Here is an 18,849-nt window from a genome sequence, read left to right as displayed (position 1 = left end):
AAAAATGGGCTACACTATCACTATCGACACCGACAAGTGCACCGGCGACGGCGAATGCGTGGACGTTTGCCCCGTTGAAGTTTACGAACTTCAGGACGGCAAGGCCGTTGCGGTCAACGAAGACGAATGTCTCGGTTGTGAGTCCTGCGTCGAGGTCTGTGAGAACGACGCCATCACCGTCGAAGAAAACTAGTCTTCACGATTTGATATGGTTACGGGAGCGGCGGGTATCCGACGCTCCCGTTCCATTTTGAGGCCGCCGGAAGAGTGGCCGCGCAGAGGGTCGCGGTCGCGGGAAAACGTTCCGGGTTCGGCCTTTTCGGCGCCGGAGCCGTTGTCGGGGATAGTCTCATCTTCCCTTCCGGCAACCCCGGCCCTTTTTTTACGGGCCGCCGGTTGACGGCGTCGATTCAAGACTTAATTGGTCTGAGCAACCACACCCATGGCCGGCGTCTCCGCCGGGCCGGTCCAGGAGCAGACAGAATGGCCCTTGATTTTACCGAGTATTTCGAAAAATACGAAGCCATCGTGGCCGAGGTCGATGCGGTCTTCAAGAAATTTGAAACCGAGATGCCGGACCTGGTCAAATGCGGCAAGGGGTGCAGCGACTGTTGCTACGCCCTGTTTGATGTGACGCTGGTCGAGGCCATGTACATCAACGCAAAGTTCAACGAGAAATTTTCCGGCATGGAGCGTTCGGCGATTCTGGACCGGGCCGACAAGGCCGACCGCCAGATCCACAAGCTCAAGCGCAAGGTCTTCAAGGCGAGCCAGGAAGGACGTCCGGTCAACGACATCCTTCTCGAAGTGGCCAAGGCCCGGGTGCGCTGTCCCATGCTGGACGACAACGATCTCTGCTCCATTTACGAGAGCCGGCCCATCACATGCCGGCTGTACGGCGTGCCCACCTCCATCGGCGGCGAGGCCCACACCTGCAACAAGACCGGGTTCAAGGGCGGTGAAAAGTACCCCACCGTGAATATGGACATCATTCTGGACAGGCTCCTGGCCATCGGCAAGGAAATCCAGACCGGCGTAGGCTCCCGGTTCCGCGAGCTGGGCGAGATGCTGCTGCCCGTGTCCATGGCCATCGTCACGGAGTACGACGAGACGTATCTCGGAGTGGGCGAGAAGACCAATCTGCGTGAGACGAGCCCGGAGGAAGAGGATAAGCCGCGCGAAATCATCGCTCCGGCGGCCGCCAAGGGCCCTGGCAAATCCGCAGCCTGCGCCTCCTGCACCGAATCCAAGTCCTCCTGCGAGACCTGCGGCGAGTCCATCGTGCTTGGCGGCAAGGAATAGCCTATGACCAAGACCGTCAATTTTGAGGAAATGCCGGATCACGAGATCGAGACCCGCAAGCGGCATATGTACGAGAAGATGTCGCCCCGGCGGCGCAAGTTCGTTGACCGCCTTGGCTACGAGAACTGGGACCCGTTCGCGGCTCCGTTCGATCCCATCGACATCCGCGTGGAGAAGACCGGCCTGACCCAGGCGCAGTTGACCCAGCTTTTCATCCTGCAGTCCGGCAGGAATTTGAATCAGGAATACATCGACCAGGTCAACGAGTTCAACGTCATGCTGGTCATGAACTTCGAGAAGGTTCGGCCCGTTTACGAATTCTGTCTCTGGTACGCTGAGCACTGCAAGAAACACGGCGTCGAGCCATAAAGCGAGGATATTTACATGGAACAATTCGACAATATCGATGATTACATTGCCGATCTCAAGTCCAAGCTGCGCGACAACCCCAGTTGCGGCAACACCCACTACAATCTGGGCGTGGCCTATCTTTCCCGCCGCGACTTTGTGGAGGCCGAGCGCGAGTTCCTGGACGCCGTGGCCCATTCTCCGCGCATGGCGGAAGCTTATGTCCAGCTCGGCGGCATCGCCCTGCAGCGCGGCGACATGGATTCCTGCCTGAGCTACAATGTTCAGGCCACCCAGCAGCGGCCGTTCTTCGCCGTGCCCTGGGGCAACATCGGCTTCGTCTACATGCAGCAGGGCGACAACGACAAGGCGCACAAGTCCCTGAAGAAGGCCCTGAAGCTCGATCCCGAGTTCGCCCAGGCCCGGGCGACCATGTCCAGCGTGCTCATCGCCATGGGCGACTTCGAGGAGGCGGACCAGGTCCTCAAGACGCTCCTCGAAAAACACAGCCATTTCGGCCCCGGCTGGAACAACAAGGCTATCATCGAGGCCGAGCGCGGCAACTGGGCCGAGGCGGCCACCTGTATCGAGCGGGCCGAGGAGTCCGGTTTCGAAGTCCCGGCGGATTTCAAGAAGGAAGTACAGGATCAGGTCGCGAAATAAGAACCGTTCCTGTTGCCCAAGCCGAAAAGATGATTATATCAAGGGAGCTGTCCATTGACGGCTCCCTTTTTTCTTGGAGGATTGCATGTCCAGATTCCGCAGCATCAAAAAGGCCGTTCACGATATCCTGGCAGACGACGATTGGCAGGCCCGGCTTGTCGAGCTTGATGATTTCCGTCCCGTGGACCTTGTCCCGCCGCTTCTGAGCCTGCGTTTGGATCGGCTGGAGACCGTGCGCTGGCGTTCCGCCACGGCCTTCGGTCTGACCGCCGCGCGTATGGCCGAGGCGTCCATGGAGAAGGCCCGTATCCTCATGCGTACGCTCATGTGGTACATGAATGAGGAGTCGGGCAACCTCGGCTGGGGAATTCCCCATTTCATGGGCGAGGCCATGGTCAACAGCGAGCGTATCGCCAAGGAGTTCCATAAAATCCTGGCTTCCTACATATTCTGCGACGAAGAGTGCGACGGTAATTTCCTGGACCACCCGGAGCTGAGGCGGGACGTCTACTGGGGGCTGGCCCGTCTGGCCGCGACCCGTCCCGAGTTGGTGGCCCACGGCGAAAAGTATCTCGTGGCCGCCTTGGACGATCTCGATCCCTACAACCGCGCCTATGCCGCCAGCGTCCTTGGGCTCATCAAGGCCGAAGGGGCCAGAGCCAAGATGGAAGCCCTCGCGAACGATCCCGTCGAGATTCGCACGTTCCTTCATCGCGAGCTCGTCGATACCACCGTGGGCGAACTGGTGCGCAACGCCCTTGAGGATCTCAAGTAGCCGTCGCCGAATGATCTTGAAAACAGCGGGCCGCCCTTGAGGGTGGCCCTTTTGTTTGGTGTATTACTTATAAATGATATTTCCTGAATTCCTCGCTCGGCTCGATATCCACATAGACATAGAGGGCCACGCCGTAGGGGTCGAGGGTGCAGAACCCCCTGTCGCCCCAGGGATGGTCCTCCAGCGGCATGACGATGGGCAACCCGGCCCGGGCCAGGCGGTCGTGCGCCTTATCGACCTCGGACGCGCTCCCCAGCTTGAGATTGCAGGTCAGGCCGCCACTGTACGGCTGGTGTTCCGGGGACTGCGGCTGCATGAAATGCAGAGTGGGGCCGTTCTCGCCGAACGCGAGCCCGATGTACCAGCCGCAGTCGAAAACCAGGCGGCCGTTCAGGTGGGTAGTGTAAAACGAACGGGCAGGGGCCAGATCCTTGACCGTGATTGTCGGAGAAATTTCTATCGGCTTCATGCTTTTCCTTTGGTTGCGGTTCCTTTTTAAATACGTGAAATGAGAAGGTTGCGCCACTTTCGACACCGAGGAAATGGCGGCAGTAAAGGGTTTGCGGGGAAAGGGCGAAAAGATGGTCAGAGAAAACGAAAAAAATTACACATCGTGCTTGACAACTGACCGCCCTCCATATACTTTCCACTCCGCTTCGACGTGAAGGCGCGTAGCTCAGGGGGAGAGCATTTGCTTGACGTGCAAAGGGTCGTGGGTTCAAATCCCTCCGCGCCTACCAGAACATCCCCGAAAGGGAGGCCTAGTGCCTCCCTTTCATTTTTTGAGGAAGCAGGCAAGAACGCCGAACTGTGCCGTCGCCCTTGACGGCCCCGGGTTCCATCCCTACCTATTCCCCTTGGCGGATGTGAACCGCAGCCTGCGGATCGGGTCAGGTATTTCACGGCGTCGCAATTTGGCGCGCCATAATGTTCCGGCGGCCCCGCCGGACAAGGGAGAAACGAAGTGTTGGTTGATATCTCCGGTAAACAGGTTGAATTGGCAGACGGCGCCATCTGCGCCGACGCCCTTCAGGAAGGGTTGTCCAAAAAACAGTTCAAGAACGTCGTGGCCGCCAAGTGCGGTGATGCGACCGTCGACCTGACCACTCCCGTTGCCGGTACCTGCACTACCATCGAGCCCGTCTTCGCCGATAGCGAGGAAGGGCTCAACATCATTCGCCATTCCGCAGCTCATGTTATGGCTGAAGCCGTCAAGAAGCTGTTTCCCACCGCCAAGGTGACCATCGGCCCCTCCATCGCCGACGGATTCTACTACGACTTCGACTACGAACGTCCGTTCACTCCCGAGGATCTGGAAGCCATCGAGAAGGAGATGCTCTCTTCGGTGGGCGCGAACAAGGAGTTCTCGCGGACGGTCATGTCCAAGGCCGATGCCAAGAAGATGTTCGAGGCCAAGGGCGAGACCTACAAGTCCGAGATCATGGACGACCTGGGCGGCGACGAATTTTCCATCTACACTCACGGCGACTTCGCCGACCTGTGCCGCGGCCCGCATGTCGCCCGCACTGGCCAGATCAAGGCGTTCAAGCTGCTTTCCGTGGCCGGAGCCTACTGGCGCGGCGACGAGAAGAACAAGCAACTCCAGCGCATTTACGGCACCGCCTGGGAGAACCCCAAGGCGCTCAAGCAGTATCTGACCCGGTTGGAGGAGGCCAAGAAGCGCGATCACCGCAAGCTCGGCAAGCAGCTCGACCTGTTCTCCTTCAGCGATGAGGTCGGTCCGGGGATGTCCCTGTGGCATCCGCGCGGCATGTTGCTGCGGACCATTCTTGAGGACTTCGAACGCAAGGAGCACCTCAAGCGCGGTTATGAGCTTGTCCAAGGACCGATCATCCTCAAGCGGGAGCTGTGGGAGAAGTCCGGCCACTACGACAACTACCGCGAAAACATGTATTTCACGGAGATCGACGAGCAGGCTTACGGCATCAAGCCCATGAACTGCCTGGCGCACATGATTATCTACAAACGGAAAATCATGAGCTACCGCGATCTCCCCCAGCGCTACTTCGAACTGGGCGTGGTTCATCGTCACGAGAAGTCCGGCGTGCTCCACGGTCTGATGCGCGTGCGCACCTTCACCCAGGACGACGCGCATCTCATCTGCCGCCCGGATCAGGTGGAGGAGGAAATCCTCAATCTGATAAAGTTCTACCAGGACATCTACGCACTGTTCAATTACGAGTTCGATGTGGAGCTGTCCACCCGACCGGAGAAGTCCATCGGTTCGGATTCGGATTGGGAGCTGGCCACCGAGGGACTGCGTCAGGCGCTGGACAAATCGGGTATGCCGTATGCCATCAACGAGGGCGACGGCGCGTTTTACGGCCCGAAGATCGATTTCCATCTGCGCGACTCCATCGGACGGAGTTGGCAGTGCGGCACGATTCAAGTGGATTTCACCTTGCCAGAGCGCTTTGACATAGTATATGTCGGCGAGGACGGCGAGAGGCACCGGCCTGTGATGATCCATCGCGCCATGCTCGGCTCCATCGAACGCTTCATCGGCGTGCTCACGGAGCATTGTGCGGGCGCGTATCCTGTGTGGCTGGCTCCGGTTCAGGCGCGTTTGTTGAACGTGACTGACTCGCAACTTGATTTTGTTAAGAAAGCCGAAGCGTTCTTTGTCTCCAAGGGCATCCGCGTCGAAGCGGACACCCGCAACGAGAAGCTCGGCTACAAGATACGGGAAGCTCAGGTTGAGAAGATCCCGTACATGTTGGTAATCGGTGACAAAGAGGTTGAGGCCGGGTGCGTCAACATCCGTTCAAGAGACGGAGAGGACCCCGGGATGGTGACACTGGAGGAAGCTGCGCAGTTGATTCTTGATGCTGCAACGGCGCCCTTCAAAGCAGGAGGAATGAGTTATAGCTTTTCGGGGTAATATCCGCCGGGACCAGAAGAGGGAAGACCTGGTTAGGCGCAACGAAAGGATTCGCATCCCCAAGGTGCGGGTCGTGGATGATGACGGTGAGCAGCTTGGTGTAATGGCAACCCGCGACGCGCTTGATCGCGCACGGGAAAAGGGTCTTGATCTCGTGGAGGTCGCGCCCAACGCCGACCCGCCGGTCTGCAAGATCATGGATTATGGCAAGTTCAAGTACCAGCAGCAGAAAAAGTTGCAGGAAGCCAAAAAGAAACAGACCGTAATCAAGATCAAGGAAGTCAAGTTCCGGCCCAAGACCGATGAGCACGATTACCAGACCAAGCTCAAGAAAATCGTCAAGTTTCTGGAGGGCGGCGACCGTTGCAAGGTTACCATTTTCTTCCGGGGACGTGAAATAGTCCACAAGGACCGCGGGCTTGCCATGCTCGAACGGGTAGTAGTGGACACGCAAGATTTAGCCAAAGTCGAGAGCAAGCCCATGTCGGAAGGACGGACCATGACAATGATGCTCGCTCCGGTGAAAAAATAGATACTCGCGAGGGACCACCTGTCCCTTTCTAGGAGGATACTATGCCTAAGATCAAAACCCGCCGTGCAGCCGCCAAGCGGTTTTCCAAGACCGCTACCGGTAAGTTCAAGCGCCGCCGTAAGAATCTCCGGCACATTCTGACTAAGAAGAATGCCAAGAGAAAGCGTCGCCTGGGCCAGTCCACCACCGTGGACTCTACCAACATGAAGGCTGTTCGTCGTCAGTTGCCCAACGGCTAGCAATCCGCCTGATTAGGTCTGTCGGCGGCGTATAAAGAGAGGCGGGGAAAGGCCCCGGCTCGCACGTTCGCAGATTCGACCCAGACGAGATGCCCGTTGATTTCTTTCAACCTATAAAGCAATCCACCTCGCCGGGGGAGTCCGTCCGGCCCGGGAGGTAGCAGAAGCGATGGAGGTTTTACCATGAGAGTAAAGCGTGGAGTTGCCGCCAAGCGGCGTCACAACAAATATCTGAAAATGGCCAAGGGTTATCGCGGCGCAGGTTCCCGCCTGTACCGCACCGCTCGTGAGCGCGTGGAAAAGGCTCTGTGCCATTCCTACAAGGACCGGAAGCGCAAGAAGCGCGAGTTCCGGAAGCTGTGGATCATGCGCATCAACGCCGCCGCCCGCATCAACGGCATGTCCTACAGCCGCTTGATGGATGGCCTCAAGAAGGCCGGCATCGAACTGAACCGCAAGGTTCTGGCGGATATGGCAGTGCGCGACCCGCAGGTGTTCGCCAAGATCGCAGAGGCAGCCAAGGCCAAAGTGAGCTAAAAAGTGAGTAATGAATTGAAGTCCTTCCTGGAAGGACTCGACAGCCTGGCCCAGGATTGCGCTTCGCGCAAGGGCCAGGCTTGTTCGTTAAAGGAACTGGAGGAACTCCGCATAGAGTTCCTGGGCCGGAAGGGGAAGCTCGCCCAGATCATGGGCCGCCTCGGCAAGCTCGACGTCGCCGACAAACCCGTCGCGGGCAAGAAGGCCAACGAGGTCAAGCAGGCCGTCACCGGCATGATGGACGCCTGGGAGGCCGAGCTGCATGTGGCAGAGTCCGGCCAGGCTCTGTCGCGCTTTGATCCTTCCATGCCGGGCCGCAAGCCGTGGGCCGGTTCCCTGCATCCCGTGACTTTGGTCATGGACGAAATCGCCTCCATCCTGGTCGGGCTCGGCTTCGAGCACGCGGCCGGTCCCGAGGTGGAAAACGACTGGCACAATTTCGAGGCCCTGAACATGCCGCCGGACCATCCGGCCCGTGACATGCAGGACACCTTGTACGTGTCGGACAAGATCGTCCTGCGGACCCATACCTCGGGAATGCAGATCCGCAGTATGCTCAAGCGCAAGCCCCCCGTGGCCGTTATCGCGCCGGGCAAGGTCTACCGCCGCGACTCGGACCTGACCCACACCCCCATGTTCCACCAGATCGAGGGGCTGCTGGTCGACCGCAATGTTTCCATGGGCGACCTCCGCGGCACCCTGACCGTGTTCGTGCGCAAGGTTTTCGGTCCCCGGACCGAAGTTCGCTTCCGTCCGAGTTTCTTCCCGTTCACCGAGCCTTCGGCCGAGGTGGATATTTCCTGCGTCATGTGCGGCGGCAAGGGCGAGACCGACGGCAAGACCTGCCGGGTGTGCAAGGGCACGGGCTGGGTCGAGATTCTGGGCTGCGGCATGGTTGATCCCAACGTGTTCAAGTCCGTGGGGTACGACCCCGAAGTCTACACGGGCTTCGCCTTCGGGCTCGGCGTCGAGCGCGTGGCCATGCTGAAGTACGGTATCAACGACCTGCGCATGTTCTTCGAGAACGACGTCCGCTTCCTGGAACAGTTCGCCTAGATTTTGCGTGGCGCACGAAGAGCTGAAGCTTTTCGTGCGCCCCATTGACATATTGAGCTTCACGAAGCTCGCACCCTACGAAGACAACTTTTCCACCTCCCTCCGACTGTGTGTCCGCGTGCGCGGGCAGCCCGGAAAGGGAAGGGGATGGCGGGCCGGGGGACAGGGGGCAAACCCTTTGCGAAAAGGGCGTCTCTTCCTTGATTCGGCTGCCGGAGGCACTCATGTTAGTTAGCTTGAATTGGTTGCGTGAATTTGTTCCCTACGAGGGAGACATCCAGGTTCTCGGGGACAAGCTGACCATGCTCGGACTGGAGCTGGACGGCATCATTGATCCCTTTGAATCTATCCAGGATATCGTGGTCGGCCATGTCGTCGAGCGCGAATCCCATCCCGAGTCGGACCATTTGTCGGTCTGTACCGTGGATGTCGGTGGTCCCGAGACCCTGACCATCGTGTGCGGCGCTCCCAACGTGGGCAAGGGCCAGAAGGTGCCCGTGGCCATGGTGGGCACGACCATGCCCGACGGCATGAAGATCAAGAAGGCCAAGCTCCGGGGCGTCAAGTCCATGGGCATGATCTGCTCCGAGCGCGAGTTGGGCCTCTCCGAGGATCATGAAGGCATCTGGGTGCTCGACGACTCGTTCAAGGCGGGCGACAAGCTTGTGGACGCCCTGAACCTCGAAAGGGTTGTTTTTGACTTCGACATCACTCCGAACCGCGCCGACTGCCTTTCCATTCTCGGCTTCGCCCGCGAGACCGCGCTTGCGTTCGATCTTCCCCTGACCCTGCCCGAGCTCAATCTGGTGGAAGGGGGCGGCAATGCCGTCGACGATGTCCGGATCGTCATTGACGACCCCGAGCTGTGCCCGGCCTACCACGCGCGGCTCATCAAGGGCGTGCAGACTCGGAAGGCACCCGACTGGATGCGTTTCAAGCTCCTCGCCTTGGGCCAGCGTCCCATTTCCAATATCGTCGACGTGACCAACTTCATCATGTTCGAGCTGGGCCAGCCCCTGCATTCCTTCGACTTCGACCTGATCGAGAAGGCGACCGTCCGCGTCGCCCCGGCCACGGACGGCATGAAGTTCACTACTCTGGATAACGTCGAGCGTACGCTCACCGCCAAAGATCTGCTCGTCTGGGACGGCGTCAAGCCCATCGCCCTGGCAGGCGTCATGGGCGGCCTGAATTCCGAGATGGGAGCCGGATCGAGCAACGTCTTGCTCGAAGCCGCCGTGTTCCGTCCCGGCACCGTTCGCAAGACCGCCCGCAGGCTGTCCCTGCCCTCCGAAGCCTCCTACCGGTTCGAACGCGGCGTTGACCAGGTCATGACCCGGTTCGCCCAGGACCGCGCGGCCCAGCTCATGGCGGAGACCTCCGGCGGCACGGTTGTTTCCGGCGTGGCCACAGCCGAGCCGTGTCCGTGGCAGGATCGCTCCCACGGCTATCGTCACAAGCGGTGCATGTCCCTGCTCGGCCTCGACCTGGAGCCGGATTTCGCCAAAAAGGTCTTTGTGCTTGAAGGGTGCGCGGTCGACGACACCGACCCGGAAAACTGGACCGTGTCCTCCCCGTCCCATCGCCTCGACCTTGAGCGCGAGGTGGACCTGTACGAGGAAGTGGGCCGCGTCTACGGGCTGGACCGCATCCCGGCAGTGCTGCCCAAGGTGGCAAAGTCCCTGGAGAGCGCGGAAGGCACCCCGGTGTACGACTTTATCAAGCGCGTCAAATTCTGGGGACGCGGCGTGGGGCTGAACGAGGCGATCAACTACAGCTTCACGGGCTCCGACGATCTCGACCGGCTCAATCTTTCCGAAGAGGGGCGGGTCTTCATCGCCAACCCCCTGTCCGAGGAACAGAACGTCATGCGTACCGAGCTGGCCCCCGGGCTGCTGAATGCGCTCAAGAACAATCTGGCCCAAGGCAACCATCATATCCGCCTGTTCGAAGTCGCCAAGCAGTTTGTGCACGACGAGACCTCCGAGACCGAGACCCGCGAGCAGTCCCGGCTGGGCATCCTGCTCTATGGACCCCGCCATGCCCAGGAATGGCCCTGGACCCAGGGCGACGTGGATTATCTGGATATCAAGGGCTTGGTGGAGCATCTGCTCGCCGACACCTTCAAGCTCGAAGCCCCGGTTTTCACCCTGGCTGAAGGCGGACATCCCTATCTCGAACCCTGCGTGCAGGTGAGCGTGTCCGGTCAGGCCGTGGGCCTTGTCGGACGGGTTCGTGAGGAAATGGCCGACTACTATCACGCCCGCAAGGACGTCTGGATGGCCGACTTCAATCTGGACGGCCTGCGCGACATGGCCGACGCTCACAAGATCAACTTCCAGCCGCTGCCGGTCTTCCCGCCCAGCCGCCGTGACGTGACCGTCATCGGCCCGGTGACGCTGGGTGCCGACGCCATCCGCGAGACCATCCTTGGCGCGGGCGTGAGCATTCTCGAATCCGTCGAGCTGGTGGCCGAGTTCGTTCCTGAGGGACAGGAGGAGGAACGCAACCTCTCCTTCCGGCTGACGTACCGCTCGCCCACCAAGACCCTCAAGGACAAGCAGGTCGACAAGGAACACCAGAAGATTCTGGCGGCCCTCGAAAAGAGCCTGCCCATTCGGTTCTAGAAGCAACGAATATGCTGTCAAAGGCCCCGCTCCCAAAGGAACGGGGCCTTTTTTTCATGGGAGAGCCGGGGGGCGTTTCAGTGTGTCATGGGAGGAATGCTTGCGTCGTGGCGGCGCTTGTTCGAGAGACGATTTCCCTTTCCCATCTAAACGAATCGGAAGTAAATTTGGAAAGCGAAAGAAGGCTCGTATCTTCTCCGGAACACGGTTGAATGCGGCGTGGGTATTTGGTAGAAATAAGAAATGGAAGATTTGCAGGACTTCAAGCGGTACAAGATCGGGCAGGCCGCCAAGGAGATTGGGGTCAAGACCTACGTGCTCCGCTTTTGGGAAGGGGAGTTCGACGAGATCGATCCCATTCGGACCGAGAGCGGTCAGCGTTTGTACACCGAAGAGCACCTGGAAATCATTCGTGAAATAAAACGGCTTCTTTACGACGAGGGCCTGACCATAGACGGGGCCAAGAAAAAATTGCGCAGTCGCGAACAAGCCCATATTCTGGCGGAAGTTCGGGACGATTTGCTGGCTATTCGCAATCTCCTGAGACGCTAGGCTGCGGGGCCATCCCGCGAGGGGGCGGACCATGGGCAACTTCCTGAAATTCGGACTGATCGGCCTGGGCGTATGCCTGGCGCTATTCGTCGTTTCCGCCCTGGTTTTCGTGGCTGTCTTCAATCCCAACGACTACAAGGAACGCATTAGCGAGGCCGTGCTCAAGGAGACCGGCCGGGTGCTGACGTTCGATGGCGACATCGGCCTGACGTTTTTTCCTGGGCTGGGCGTCACCTTGGGCGGGCTTTCTCTGAGCAACGCCCAAGGGTTCGGTCCCGAGCCCATGGCTTCGGTGCGTGCGGCCCGTGTGACTGTGCGCATCCTGCCTTTGTTCATGGGAAAGATTCGGTTCGGTCAGCTCGTGCTCGACGGCCCGGTCCTGAATCTCGGCCGCGATGAGCAGGGCAGGTCCAATTGGGATGATCTCGTGGGACGCAAACAGGCTGATGCTGTGCAGAGCGCCGGAAAAGACGCCTTCGATCTGGATGTGGCGGGCGTGACCGTAACCGGGGGCGGCCTTACCTGGGACGACCGGAAGGCGAAAACCTGGTTTATCCTGCGGGGCATGGATGTGACCACCGGCCGTATCAGCCGGGGCGGTCTGTTTCCGGTGAAGGTGAACGTCGACTTCGACTGCCGGAATCCCGACGCCAAAGGGTCCATGAGTCTTGAGGGACAGTCTTCCTTTGATCTCGCCAATCGTGAATACGGCCATATGGACATGCGCGTGGCGGTCAAGGCCGTGGGCGACGCCATACCGGGCGGAAGCGTGGACGGCTTGCTGTCCTTTCAGTTCCTGGCCCTCGATTTCAACAAGGAGACCGCTCAGGTGACGGGGCTCGAATGCTCGGCCTACGGGGCCACCTTGCTTGCCGACGGCACCATCAAGGGGATTACGGATAAGTTATCGGCGGTTACGGCCAACCTTACGTTGAAACCGGCGAACCTGCGAACGGTGATGACCGCGTTGGGTGGGGATGCGCTCAACACGGCCGATCCCAAGGCCTTGACCAAGGTGGGCGGCACGTGCCGGGTGGATTTAGAGACCGGACGCCTGGCATTGGAGGACATGGAGCTTTCGGTGGATGGAACCCGCATAGTGGGACGCGCGATGGTGAAGCGGGGCGGCAAGTGGCCCCGCTGGGAGGCGCAGGTGGACGCGGGCGACATTGATCTGGACCGCTATTTGCCGTCCGATCACGCGGAAAAGGGGGCCGTGTCCCAGGAACGGGCCAAGTCCGGCCAGTTGGATGATATGGTTCTGCCTGCGGATGTCCTTCGACGGCTGGATTTCGATATGGACGTCAAGGTGGCCCGGCTCAAGGTCGGTGGTGCGAATTTCAGCGAAGTGTCGGCGGCGGCAAAGGGCGGGAACGGTGTGCTGACCGTAGGCCCCCTTTCGGCTTCGGCCTATGGGGGAACTCTCAAGGCGACTTTCACTGCTGACGCAAGCAAGGGTGCGCCTGTGGTTGAAACCGGCATCCACGTGGAGCGGCTCGATGTGGCCGGGTTGTCCAAGGATGTGACCGGCACGGCCGAATACGCCGGGATTGCCGATTATGAATCGACTTTGAGCGCGCAGGGCGAGCGGATGCGCGACCTGCTCGCCACCTTGGGCGGTAAATTTTCCTTCAGCCTGTCGGACGGCGTGTTCCCCGGCGTTGATTTGACGCGCATGACCCGGACCACAGTGTCTTCCAAGAACAAGCAGGGCACGGTGGAAGCCGAGCAGACCGACTCCACCAGATTCGGTTCCATCACCGGCACCGGCACGGTTGCCAACGGCGTGGTCAATAACCGGGACCTGGAGGTCAAGGCTCCGGGCCTCCGCGCCGACGGGCACGGGGCCCTTTCTCTGGTTACGCGCCAGATCGACTACATAGTCAAGGCCAAGCTGGTGCCCACGGCCTCTGGCCAGGGCGGCAAGTCCTCCCATGAGCTTTTCGGTGTCATGGTTCCCATCCGCGTGACCGGAACCATCGACAAGCCCCGGTATTGGGTTTCGATTTCGGAGTATGTGAAGTCCCTCGGCGGGGTGGTGGTCGATACCGTGGGCACGGTTCTGGGCGGCATGAAGAATGTGGTCAAGGGCGTGGGCTCCGCTCTGGACAAATCGTGCTGTGACGACGAGCCGGAGTCCGGCAAGCCGGAGCGGAAGAAATTTCTCGGGATATTCTAGCGGACTTTCATCTTGATGTTGGCCGGGTTCTGACCGTTCTTGCGGTTGACCTTCTTGAGCTGTTGCCTTGAATTGGCCTTGCCCTGCGAAGCCGACTGCTGAGCGGGATTCGTCTCATCGGCCACCAGCTCATGCATGGCCTTGAAGGCCCCGTCCAGGGTCTCCTGTTCATCGACGAGTTGGCGCAGAAAATTGTTGATGGGGCCGACCATGGCGATGGCCTTGTCCACCTCGGCGTTGGCTCCCTTCTGGTACGCTCCGATATTGACCATATCCTCCACGCGCTTGAAGGTGGCCATATGCCGAAGCAGGGTGCGGCCGTCGGCTTGGGCCTGTTTGGTGGTGATGTCGCTTCGCAGACGGCTGATGGACTTGAGCACGTCGATGGCCGGGTAGTGGCCCATGTCGGCCAACTCGCGGGTCAGGACGATGTGCCCGTCCAGAATGGAGCGGGTGGAGTCCGCGATGGGCTCGGTGAAGTCGTCGCCGTCCACCAGGACCGTATAGATTCCGGTGATGGACCCTTTGCGGTTTTTGCCCGCGCGCTCCAGAAGCTGGGGCAGGTGGGCGAAGACGGACGGGGTATAGCCGCCGCGAGTGGGCGGTTCGCCCGCGGCCAGGCCGACCTCGCGTCCCGCCATGGCGAAACGCGTGACCGAGTCCATCATCAACAGGACGTCCTTGCCCTGGTCCCGGAAAAATTCGGCGATGGCCGTTGCGGCGTAGGCCGCGCGCATTCGGATGAGCGGGCTTTTGTCCGAGGTGGCCACCACGAGCACGCTGCGGGCCATGCCTTCGGGACCAAGGTCGCGCTCCATGAATTCCACCACCTCACGACCGCGCTCGCCAACCAGGGCGATGACGTTGATGTCCGCCTTGGTGTACCGGGCCATCATGCCCATGGTGGTGGATTTGCCAACGCCGGAACCGGCCATGATGCCGACGCGCTGGCCCTTGCCGAGCGTCAGAAGCGCGTTCACCGAGCGGATGCCCACATCAAGGGGTTTGTCGATGCGCGGACGCTCCAACGGGTTGGGCGGTTCGCGATGCAGGGGGGCGAAAGCCTCGGCGTGGAATGGTCCCTTGCCGTCGAGCGGCTTTCCAAAGGCGTCCACGGCGCGGCCCAGCATGGCCGTACCCACCGGAATGTGCGGCGGGGTGGCCGCGTTCTGGATCAGGGAGCCCGGGCCGATGCCGCGCATGTCCGAGTAGGGCATGAACAGGCACGCGCCGTCGCGGAATCCGACCACCTCGGCGGGGATGGGGTCGTGCCCGGACGGCAGAAGATAGCAGACCGAGCCGAGGGGGGCCTTGATGCCACGGCCCTCCGCGATGAGGCCGACCACCTTGGTGACCTTGCCGAAGGTCTGGCAGGGATCGAGCTCTTCGAGAAGGGTGAGCTTCGAGTCCGCGTCCATGGCTACTCCCCGGTTCCGGACGTGATCTGCTCGGCCAACTGGTCGAAGAGGGGTTCCACGCTCTTCCAGCGGGTGTCCACGGTGTTGTCCACCTTGCCTTCGTCGGCCTCGATGACCACGCCGCCCATTTGAATGGAGGGGTCGCCCTTGACGCTCCAGTATTGAAGAGAGGGGTTGCGGTCCTGGATGGTCTTGACGAACTCGTCAAGCTCGGCGGTTTCCTCCGGGTTGCAGCGAATCTCGATGCGGCGCTGGGACTCGATGCGTTCCAGGGCCTGGGTCATGAGCGCCCGCAGGGCCTCCGAGCGTTTTTCGTCCAGCTCGACCTTGAGGGTTTTGCGCAGGGCGAGCCGGATGAGCCGGGATATGTCCTTTCGCCGGGCTTCGTAAATGTTGCCGCCCTGGGCTCCGAGCTGGGAGAAGAGGGCTTCGGCCTTGGCCGAGATATCCTTGATGTGCTGGTCCACGAATTCCTGCGCCTCGGCCATGCCCGCCGCAAATCCTTCGTGCCTGGCCGTGGCGCGCAACGCCTCGGCTTCGAGCTCGGCCAGCATCTTGATTTCCTTGGCCGCGTCGCGGGCCTTTTCCCGCACCCGGGCCAGATATTCCTCGTTGGTGGACTCGTCCCATACGAGCTGGCGCTTGCCCTCCAGCTCCTGGATGCTCATTTCATCCGGGCCGGGCGTATTCATGCCGACCACGACCTTGCCCGTCATGCGCGGGCGGTGTGTCTGGTGCTTAGATAAAGACATCGCTGCCACCTCGGCTGATGACGATCTTGCCTTCGTCCTCCAAACGGCGGACGGTCTTGACGATGGCCTGCTGCGCGGCCTCCACCTCGCTGAGCTTCTTGGGCGGCATGATTTCCAGGTCTTCCTTTATCATGGCCGAAGCGCGCTCGGACAGGTTCTTGAAGAACTTCTCGCGCAGTTCCTCGCTCGCGCCCTTGAGCGCGACCGTGAGGTCCTCGTTGGATACCTCCTTGAGCAGTTCGCGGATGGCGATGTCGTCGATGCTCTTGACGTCCTCGAACACGAACATGAGGTTGCGGATGTCCTCGGCCATCTGGGTGGACTCCTCCTCGATCTCGGAGAGGACCTCTTCCTCGGTGTTGCGGTCCACGGCGTTGAGAATCTCCGCCACGGAATTGACACCGCCGACCTTCTTGCCTTCCTTGCCGCCCATGGCGATGAGCTGGCTTTGCAGGACCTTGTCGACTTCCATAAGCATTTCCTCGGCCACGGCTTCGAGCTTGGCGAGGCGCATGAGCACTTCGGCGCGTACGCCCGCGGGGAGGTTCTGGATAAGCTCGGCGGCCTGATCCGGGTGCAGGTGCCCCAGGATGAGAGCCAGGGTCTGCGGATGCTCGTTCCGGAGAATCTGCGCCAGGATGCGCGGGCTGACGTTTTCCAATTCCTGGAACGGCGTGGGGCCGGTATCCAGGTCCAGGGAATCCATGATGTACTTGGCCGTTTCCGAGTCCAGGGACTGGGTCAGCAGCCGCTTGACCTGTTCCGGACCGCCCACCAGAAGTTCCGCGCCGTAGGCCAGGGCCTCGTTGTACTCCTTGAGGACTTCCAGGACTTCCTCCTTCGGCACGGAGTCGGTTTCGAGCATGGCCTTCGATACGGCGGCGATTTCGTTACGCTCCATGCGCTTGAATACCTCCGCCGTGAACTTCTCGCCCAGGGCGAGGAGCACGATGGCCGTTTTCTGGGGGCCGGTAAAATCTGCCATTTCTTATGCCTCCTGGGTGAGCCAGGTCTTGAGCAGGTGGACCGCCTGATCGATATTCTCGTCGGACAGTTGAATCGCGTGGTTCTTGGCATTTTCGAGCCGTCTGGACGTGTCCAGGGCTTCCTCGTCCATTTCTTCCTCTTCGAGGGCGAGGCGCTCGGTGCCGGGCAGTCCGGCCATTTCCTCGATTTCCTGTTCGGCGACGCGGGGCCGGATCAGGGCCATGACCACCGGCCGCACGACCAGGATGAGGAAGAGGAAGATCAGCAGGCCGTTGAGGAACGGCTTGCCCAGCCGCTGGGCGTATTCCAGCATGGTCCGCATGAGGGAGTCGCCGTCGGCCAACTGCGGTTCGCCGAAGGAGATGTTGCTCACCTCGATGGTGTCGCCGCGCTGGGAGTCGAAGCCCACCGCGTTCTCGATCAGGGTGCGGATGCGATTGATTTCCTCGGCGGAGCGGGGCGCGTAGACGGCGTTGCCGTCGGCGTCCGTCTCCCACGTCCCGTCGACGATAACCGCAACGGTCAGACGTTTCAATTCCCCGACCGGGGTAATAATATTTTCTTCCTGCCTGTTTATCTCGAAGTTGGTGGTCCTGGACTCGCGGGTGGAGTCCTGGGTGGTCTGGGTCCCGGTGAAGCCGTCGCCCCGGAAGTTGACGTCGGGTTCGCCGCCGGCCAGCGAGGCCGCGCCCTGGGTGGTTTCCTCGTTGCGGGTCTCGGAGCGGACCACGGAGCCGTCAGGGTCGTAGGTCTCCTTGCGCACGGTGCGCTGGCTGAAATCAAGGTCGGCGTTGACGCGGGCGATGACCTTGTCGGGACCGACGGCGGGGCCGAGAAGTTCGAGAATGCGGCGTTGCAGCTTGCCTTCCACATCCGCCTTGTACAGGAGCTGGGCGTTGGACATGGCCAGGCCGGAGGTCTCGTCCTCCGGGGTATACAGGGGATGGCCCTTCATGTCCGTGACCGTGATGTTCTTGGGCTCAAGGCCTTCCACGGCCATGGACACCAGATTAACGATGCCCGTGACCTCGTCGGGTTCGAGCTTGCCGTCGCCCTTGAGTTGCAGGACGATGGACGCCGAGGGCGCTATCTGGTCCTCGATGAACAGGGACTTCTGCGGGATGACCAGGTGCACCCTGGCCTTGTCGACGAGGGGAAATTCCGTGATGGTGCGGGCCAGCTCGCCTTGTAGAGCGCGCTGGTAGTTGACGTGCTGGACGAAGTCGGTCTGGCCGATCTGCACCTCGTCGAAGATTTCGAAGCCGATGCCCTGGCCGTGCAGGTTGCCTTCGCCCGCCACCTTGAGCCTGAGCTCGTACACCCTGTCCGCCGGGACCTTGATGGTCCGGCCGTTGTCCTCAAGCTTGTAGCTTTCCTTCTGGCCCTGGAGCATGGCCACGATCCTGGACGCGTCCTCGGGGTAGAGGTTGGTCATCAGGACCCTGTAGTCGGGTTTGTTCATCCAGTAGATCATCAGCGCGAAGGAAACGATCACTGCGGCGGCCAATCCGCCGATGAGGATTCGTTGTGACGCGGTGCGGTCTGCCCAGAGACCCTGTGCTTTGGACCAGTATTCGGCGACGAACGGAGGCATCTTCTATTCTCCAGCTTGCGTTGGCTGTGTTGCTACGGGTTGCGGCGACGCCTAGAACGGCATCTGCATGATTTCCTTGTACGCCGACATGACCTTGCTGCGGACGGCACCGGTCATCTGCATGGCCATGCCCGCCTTCTGCATGGCGATCATCAGCTCATGCACGTTCTGGCTCTTGCCGGACGCGAATTCCTCGATCATGACCTTCTTCTCGCTTTGCAGGTCGTTGACCTTGACGAGAGAGGTCTTGAGGGTGTCGTTGAAGCTCCGGACTGGTTCCTGGGGCTTTTTGAGACTTTCGGAGACCGTGGAGTCCACCGTGCGGCGGCGGATGTCCATGGCGTTCTGGTATGCGTTGATGGCGACGCTCTTGACGACCATTTGCT

Annotated in this window: 19 protein-coding genes and 1 tRNA gene; 14 read left to right on the top strand and 6 right to left on the bottom strand. The window is 60.6% G+C overall.

All coding sequences use genetic code 11. The features are described 5' to 3' along the window. Positions 1-4 precede the first annotated feature (4 nt). The 5 genes from LF599_RS12635 to LF599_RS12615 all read left to right on the top strand — a co-directional run bounded on the left by LF599_RS12635 (position 5) and on the right by LF599_RS12615 (position 3,088). Positions 5-193: a ferredoxin gene (locus tag LF599_RS12635; protein WP_066802455.1), complete on the top strand. Its 189-nt coding sequence runs from the start codon at positions 5-7 to the stop codon at positions 191-193. Positions 194-483: 290 nt separating this feature from the next. Then, on the top strand, positions 484-1,302 hold the full coding sequence (locus LF599_RS12630; protein ID WP_279521023.1) for a YkgJ family cysteine cluster protein: 819 nt from the start codon (positions 484-486) through the stop codon (positions 1,300-1,302). Positions 1,303-1,305: 3 nt separating this feature from the next. Beyond that, on the top strand, positions 1,306-1,671 hold the full coding sequence (locus tag LF599_RS12625; protein ID WP_269942156.1) for a hypothetical protein: 366 nt from the start codon (positions 1,306-1,308) through the stop codon (positions 1,669-1,671). A gap of 15 nt (positions 1,672-1,686) precedes the next feature. After that, positions 1,687-2,313, top strand: a complete 627-nt coding sequence (locus LF599_RS12620; protein ID WP_269942157.1) for a tetratricopeptide repeat protein — start codon at positions 1,687-1,689, stop codon at positions 2,311-2,313. 85 nt (positions 2,314-2,398) lie between these two features. Beyond that, positions 2,399-3,088, top strand: a complete 690-nt coding sequence (locus LF599_RS12615; protein ID WP_279521022.1) for a DVU0298 family protein — start codon at positions 2,399-2,401, stop codon at positions 3,086-3,088. A gap of 67 nt (positions 3,089-3,155) precedes the next feature. Here LF599_RS12615 and LF599_RS12610 read toward each other — a convergent pair whose 3' ends face one another. Beyond that, positions 3,156-3,557: a VOC family protein gene (locus LF599_RS12610; protein WP_279521021.1), complete on the bottom strand. Its 402-nt coding sequence runs from the start codon at positions 3,555-3,557 to the stop codon at positions 3,156-3,158. Between the two features lie 196 nt (positions 3,558-3,753). On the opposite strand from LF599_RS12610, the gene LF599_RS12605 reads away from it, so the two are divergent. The 9 genes from LF599_RS12605 (at position 3,754) to LF599_RS12565 (ending at position 13,712) form a co-directional block, all read left to right on the top strand. Next, positions 3,754-3,828, top strand: a tRNA-Val gene (locus LF599_RS12605). 224 nt (positions 3,829-4,052) lie between these two features. Beyond that, entirely contained in the window at positions 4,053-5,990 is a 1,938-nt protein-coding gene (gene thrS / locus LF599_RS12600; RefSeq protein ID WP_279521020.1) for a threonine--tRNA ligase, read from the top strand. A 1-nt stretch (position 5,991) separates the two neighbouring features. Beyond that, positions 5,992-6,522, top strand: a complete 531-nt coding sequence (gene infC, locus LF599_RS12595; protein ID WP_279523100.1) for a translation initiation factor IF-3 — start codon at positions 5,992-5,994, stop codon at positions 6,520-6,522. A gap of 41 nt (positions 6,523-6,563) precedes the next feature. Further along, entirely contained in the window at positions 6,564-6,761 is a 198-nt protein-coding gene (gene rpmI / locus LF599_RS12590) for a 50S ribosomal protein L35 (protein WP_015416378.1), read from the top strand. Between the two features lie 183 nt (positions 6,762-6,944). Then, entirely contained in the window at positions 6,945-7,298 is a 354-nt protein-coding gene (rplT, locus tag LF599_RS12585; protein WP_269942161.1) for a 50S ribosomal protein L20, read from the top strand. A gap of 3 nt (positions 7,299-7,301) precedes the next feature. Next, the gene (pheS, locus tag LF599_RS12580) at positions 7,302-8,354 is read left to right on the top strand and encodes a phenylalanine--tRNA ligase subunit alpha (protein ID WP_404823701.1); all 1,053 of its coding nucleotides are present in this window, start codon (positions 7,302-7,304) and stop codon (positions 8,352-8,354) included. A 224-nt stretch (positions 8,355-8,578) separates the two neighbouring features. Beyond that, positions 8,579-10,981, top strand: coding sequence for a phenylalanine--tRNA ligase subunit beta (gene pheT, locus LF599_RS12575; RefSeq protein WP_279521019.1), 2,403 nt, complete (start codon positions 8,579-8,581; stop codon positions 10,979-10,981). A gap of 243 nt (positions 10,982-11,224) precedes the next feature. Next, on the top strand, positions 11,225-11,533 hold the full coding sequence (locus tag LF599_RS12570; RefSeq protein ID WP_279521018.1) for a MerR family transcriptional regulator: 309 nt from the start codon (positions 11,225-11,227) through the stop codon (positions 11,531-11,533). Between the two features lie 31 nt (positions 11,534-11,564). Further along, positions 11,565-13,712 carry an AsmA family protein gene (locus LF599_RS12565; protein WP_279521017.1) on the top strand — a complete coding sequence of 716 codons (2,148 nt, stop codon included), beginning with the start codon at positions 11,565-11,567 and terminating at the stop codon, positions 13,710-13,712. Here the strand turns inward: LF599_RS12565 and LF599_RS12560 are convergent. Genes LF599_RS12560 through fliE form a run of 5 tightly spaced genes read right to left on the bottom strand, consistent with a single transcriptional unit; the run spans position 13,709 to position 18,844 of the window. Further along, complete coding sequence (locus tag LF599_RS12560; protein WP_279521016.1) at positions 13,709-15,130, bottom strand: FliI/YscN family ATPase; 1,422 nt, start codon at positions 15,128-15,130, stop codon at positions 13,709-13,711. The two genes, LF599_RS12565 and LF599_RS12560, sit on opposite strands and share 4 nt — an antisense overlap. Before the next feature lie 2 nt (positions 15,131-15,132). Next, entirely contained in the window at positions 15,133-15,882 is a 750-nt protein-coding gene (locus tag LF599_RS12555; RefSeq protein WP_279521015.1) for a FliH/SctL family protein, read from the bottom strand. Next, entirely contained in the window at positions 15,869-16,867 is a 999-nt protein-coding gene (fliG, locus tag LF599_RS12550) for a flagellar motor switch protein FliG (protein ID WP_269942165.1), read from the bottom strand. The genes LF599_RS12555 and fliG overlap by 14 nt, the downstream gene beginning before the upstream one ends. 3 nt (positions 16,868-16,870) lie before the next feature. Then, positions 16,871-18,463 (bottom strand): flagellar basal-body MS-ring/collar protein FliF, encoded by a 1,593-nt coding sequence (gene fliF, locus LF599_RS12545; RefSeq protein WP_279521014.1) that lies wholly within the window; start codon positions 18,461-18,463, stop codon positions 16,871-16,873. Between the two features lie 51 nt (positions 18,464-18,514). After that, on the bottom strand, positions 18,515-18,844 hold the full coding sequence (gene fliE / locus LF599_RS12540; protein ID WP_269942166.1) for a flagellar hook-basal body complex protein FliE: 330 nt from the start codon (positions 18,842-18,844) through the stop codon (positions 18,515-18,517). Positions 18,845-18,849 lie beyond the last annotated feature (5 nt).

Origin of the sequence: Pseudodesulfovibrio thermohalotolerans (assembly GCF_021353295.2) — a bacterium.
GTDB classification, from domain to species: domain Bacteria; phylum Desulfobacterota; class Desulfovibrionia; order Desulfovibrionales; family Desulfovibrionaceae; genus Pseudodesulfovibrio; species Pseudodesulfovibrio thermohalotolerans.
The sequence above is the reverse complement of the archived record's forward strand: the minus strand, read 5'-3'. Positions and strand labels throughout refer to the sequence as shown.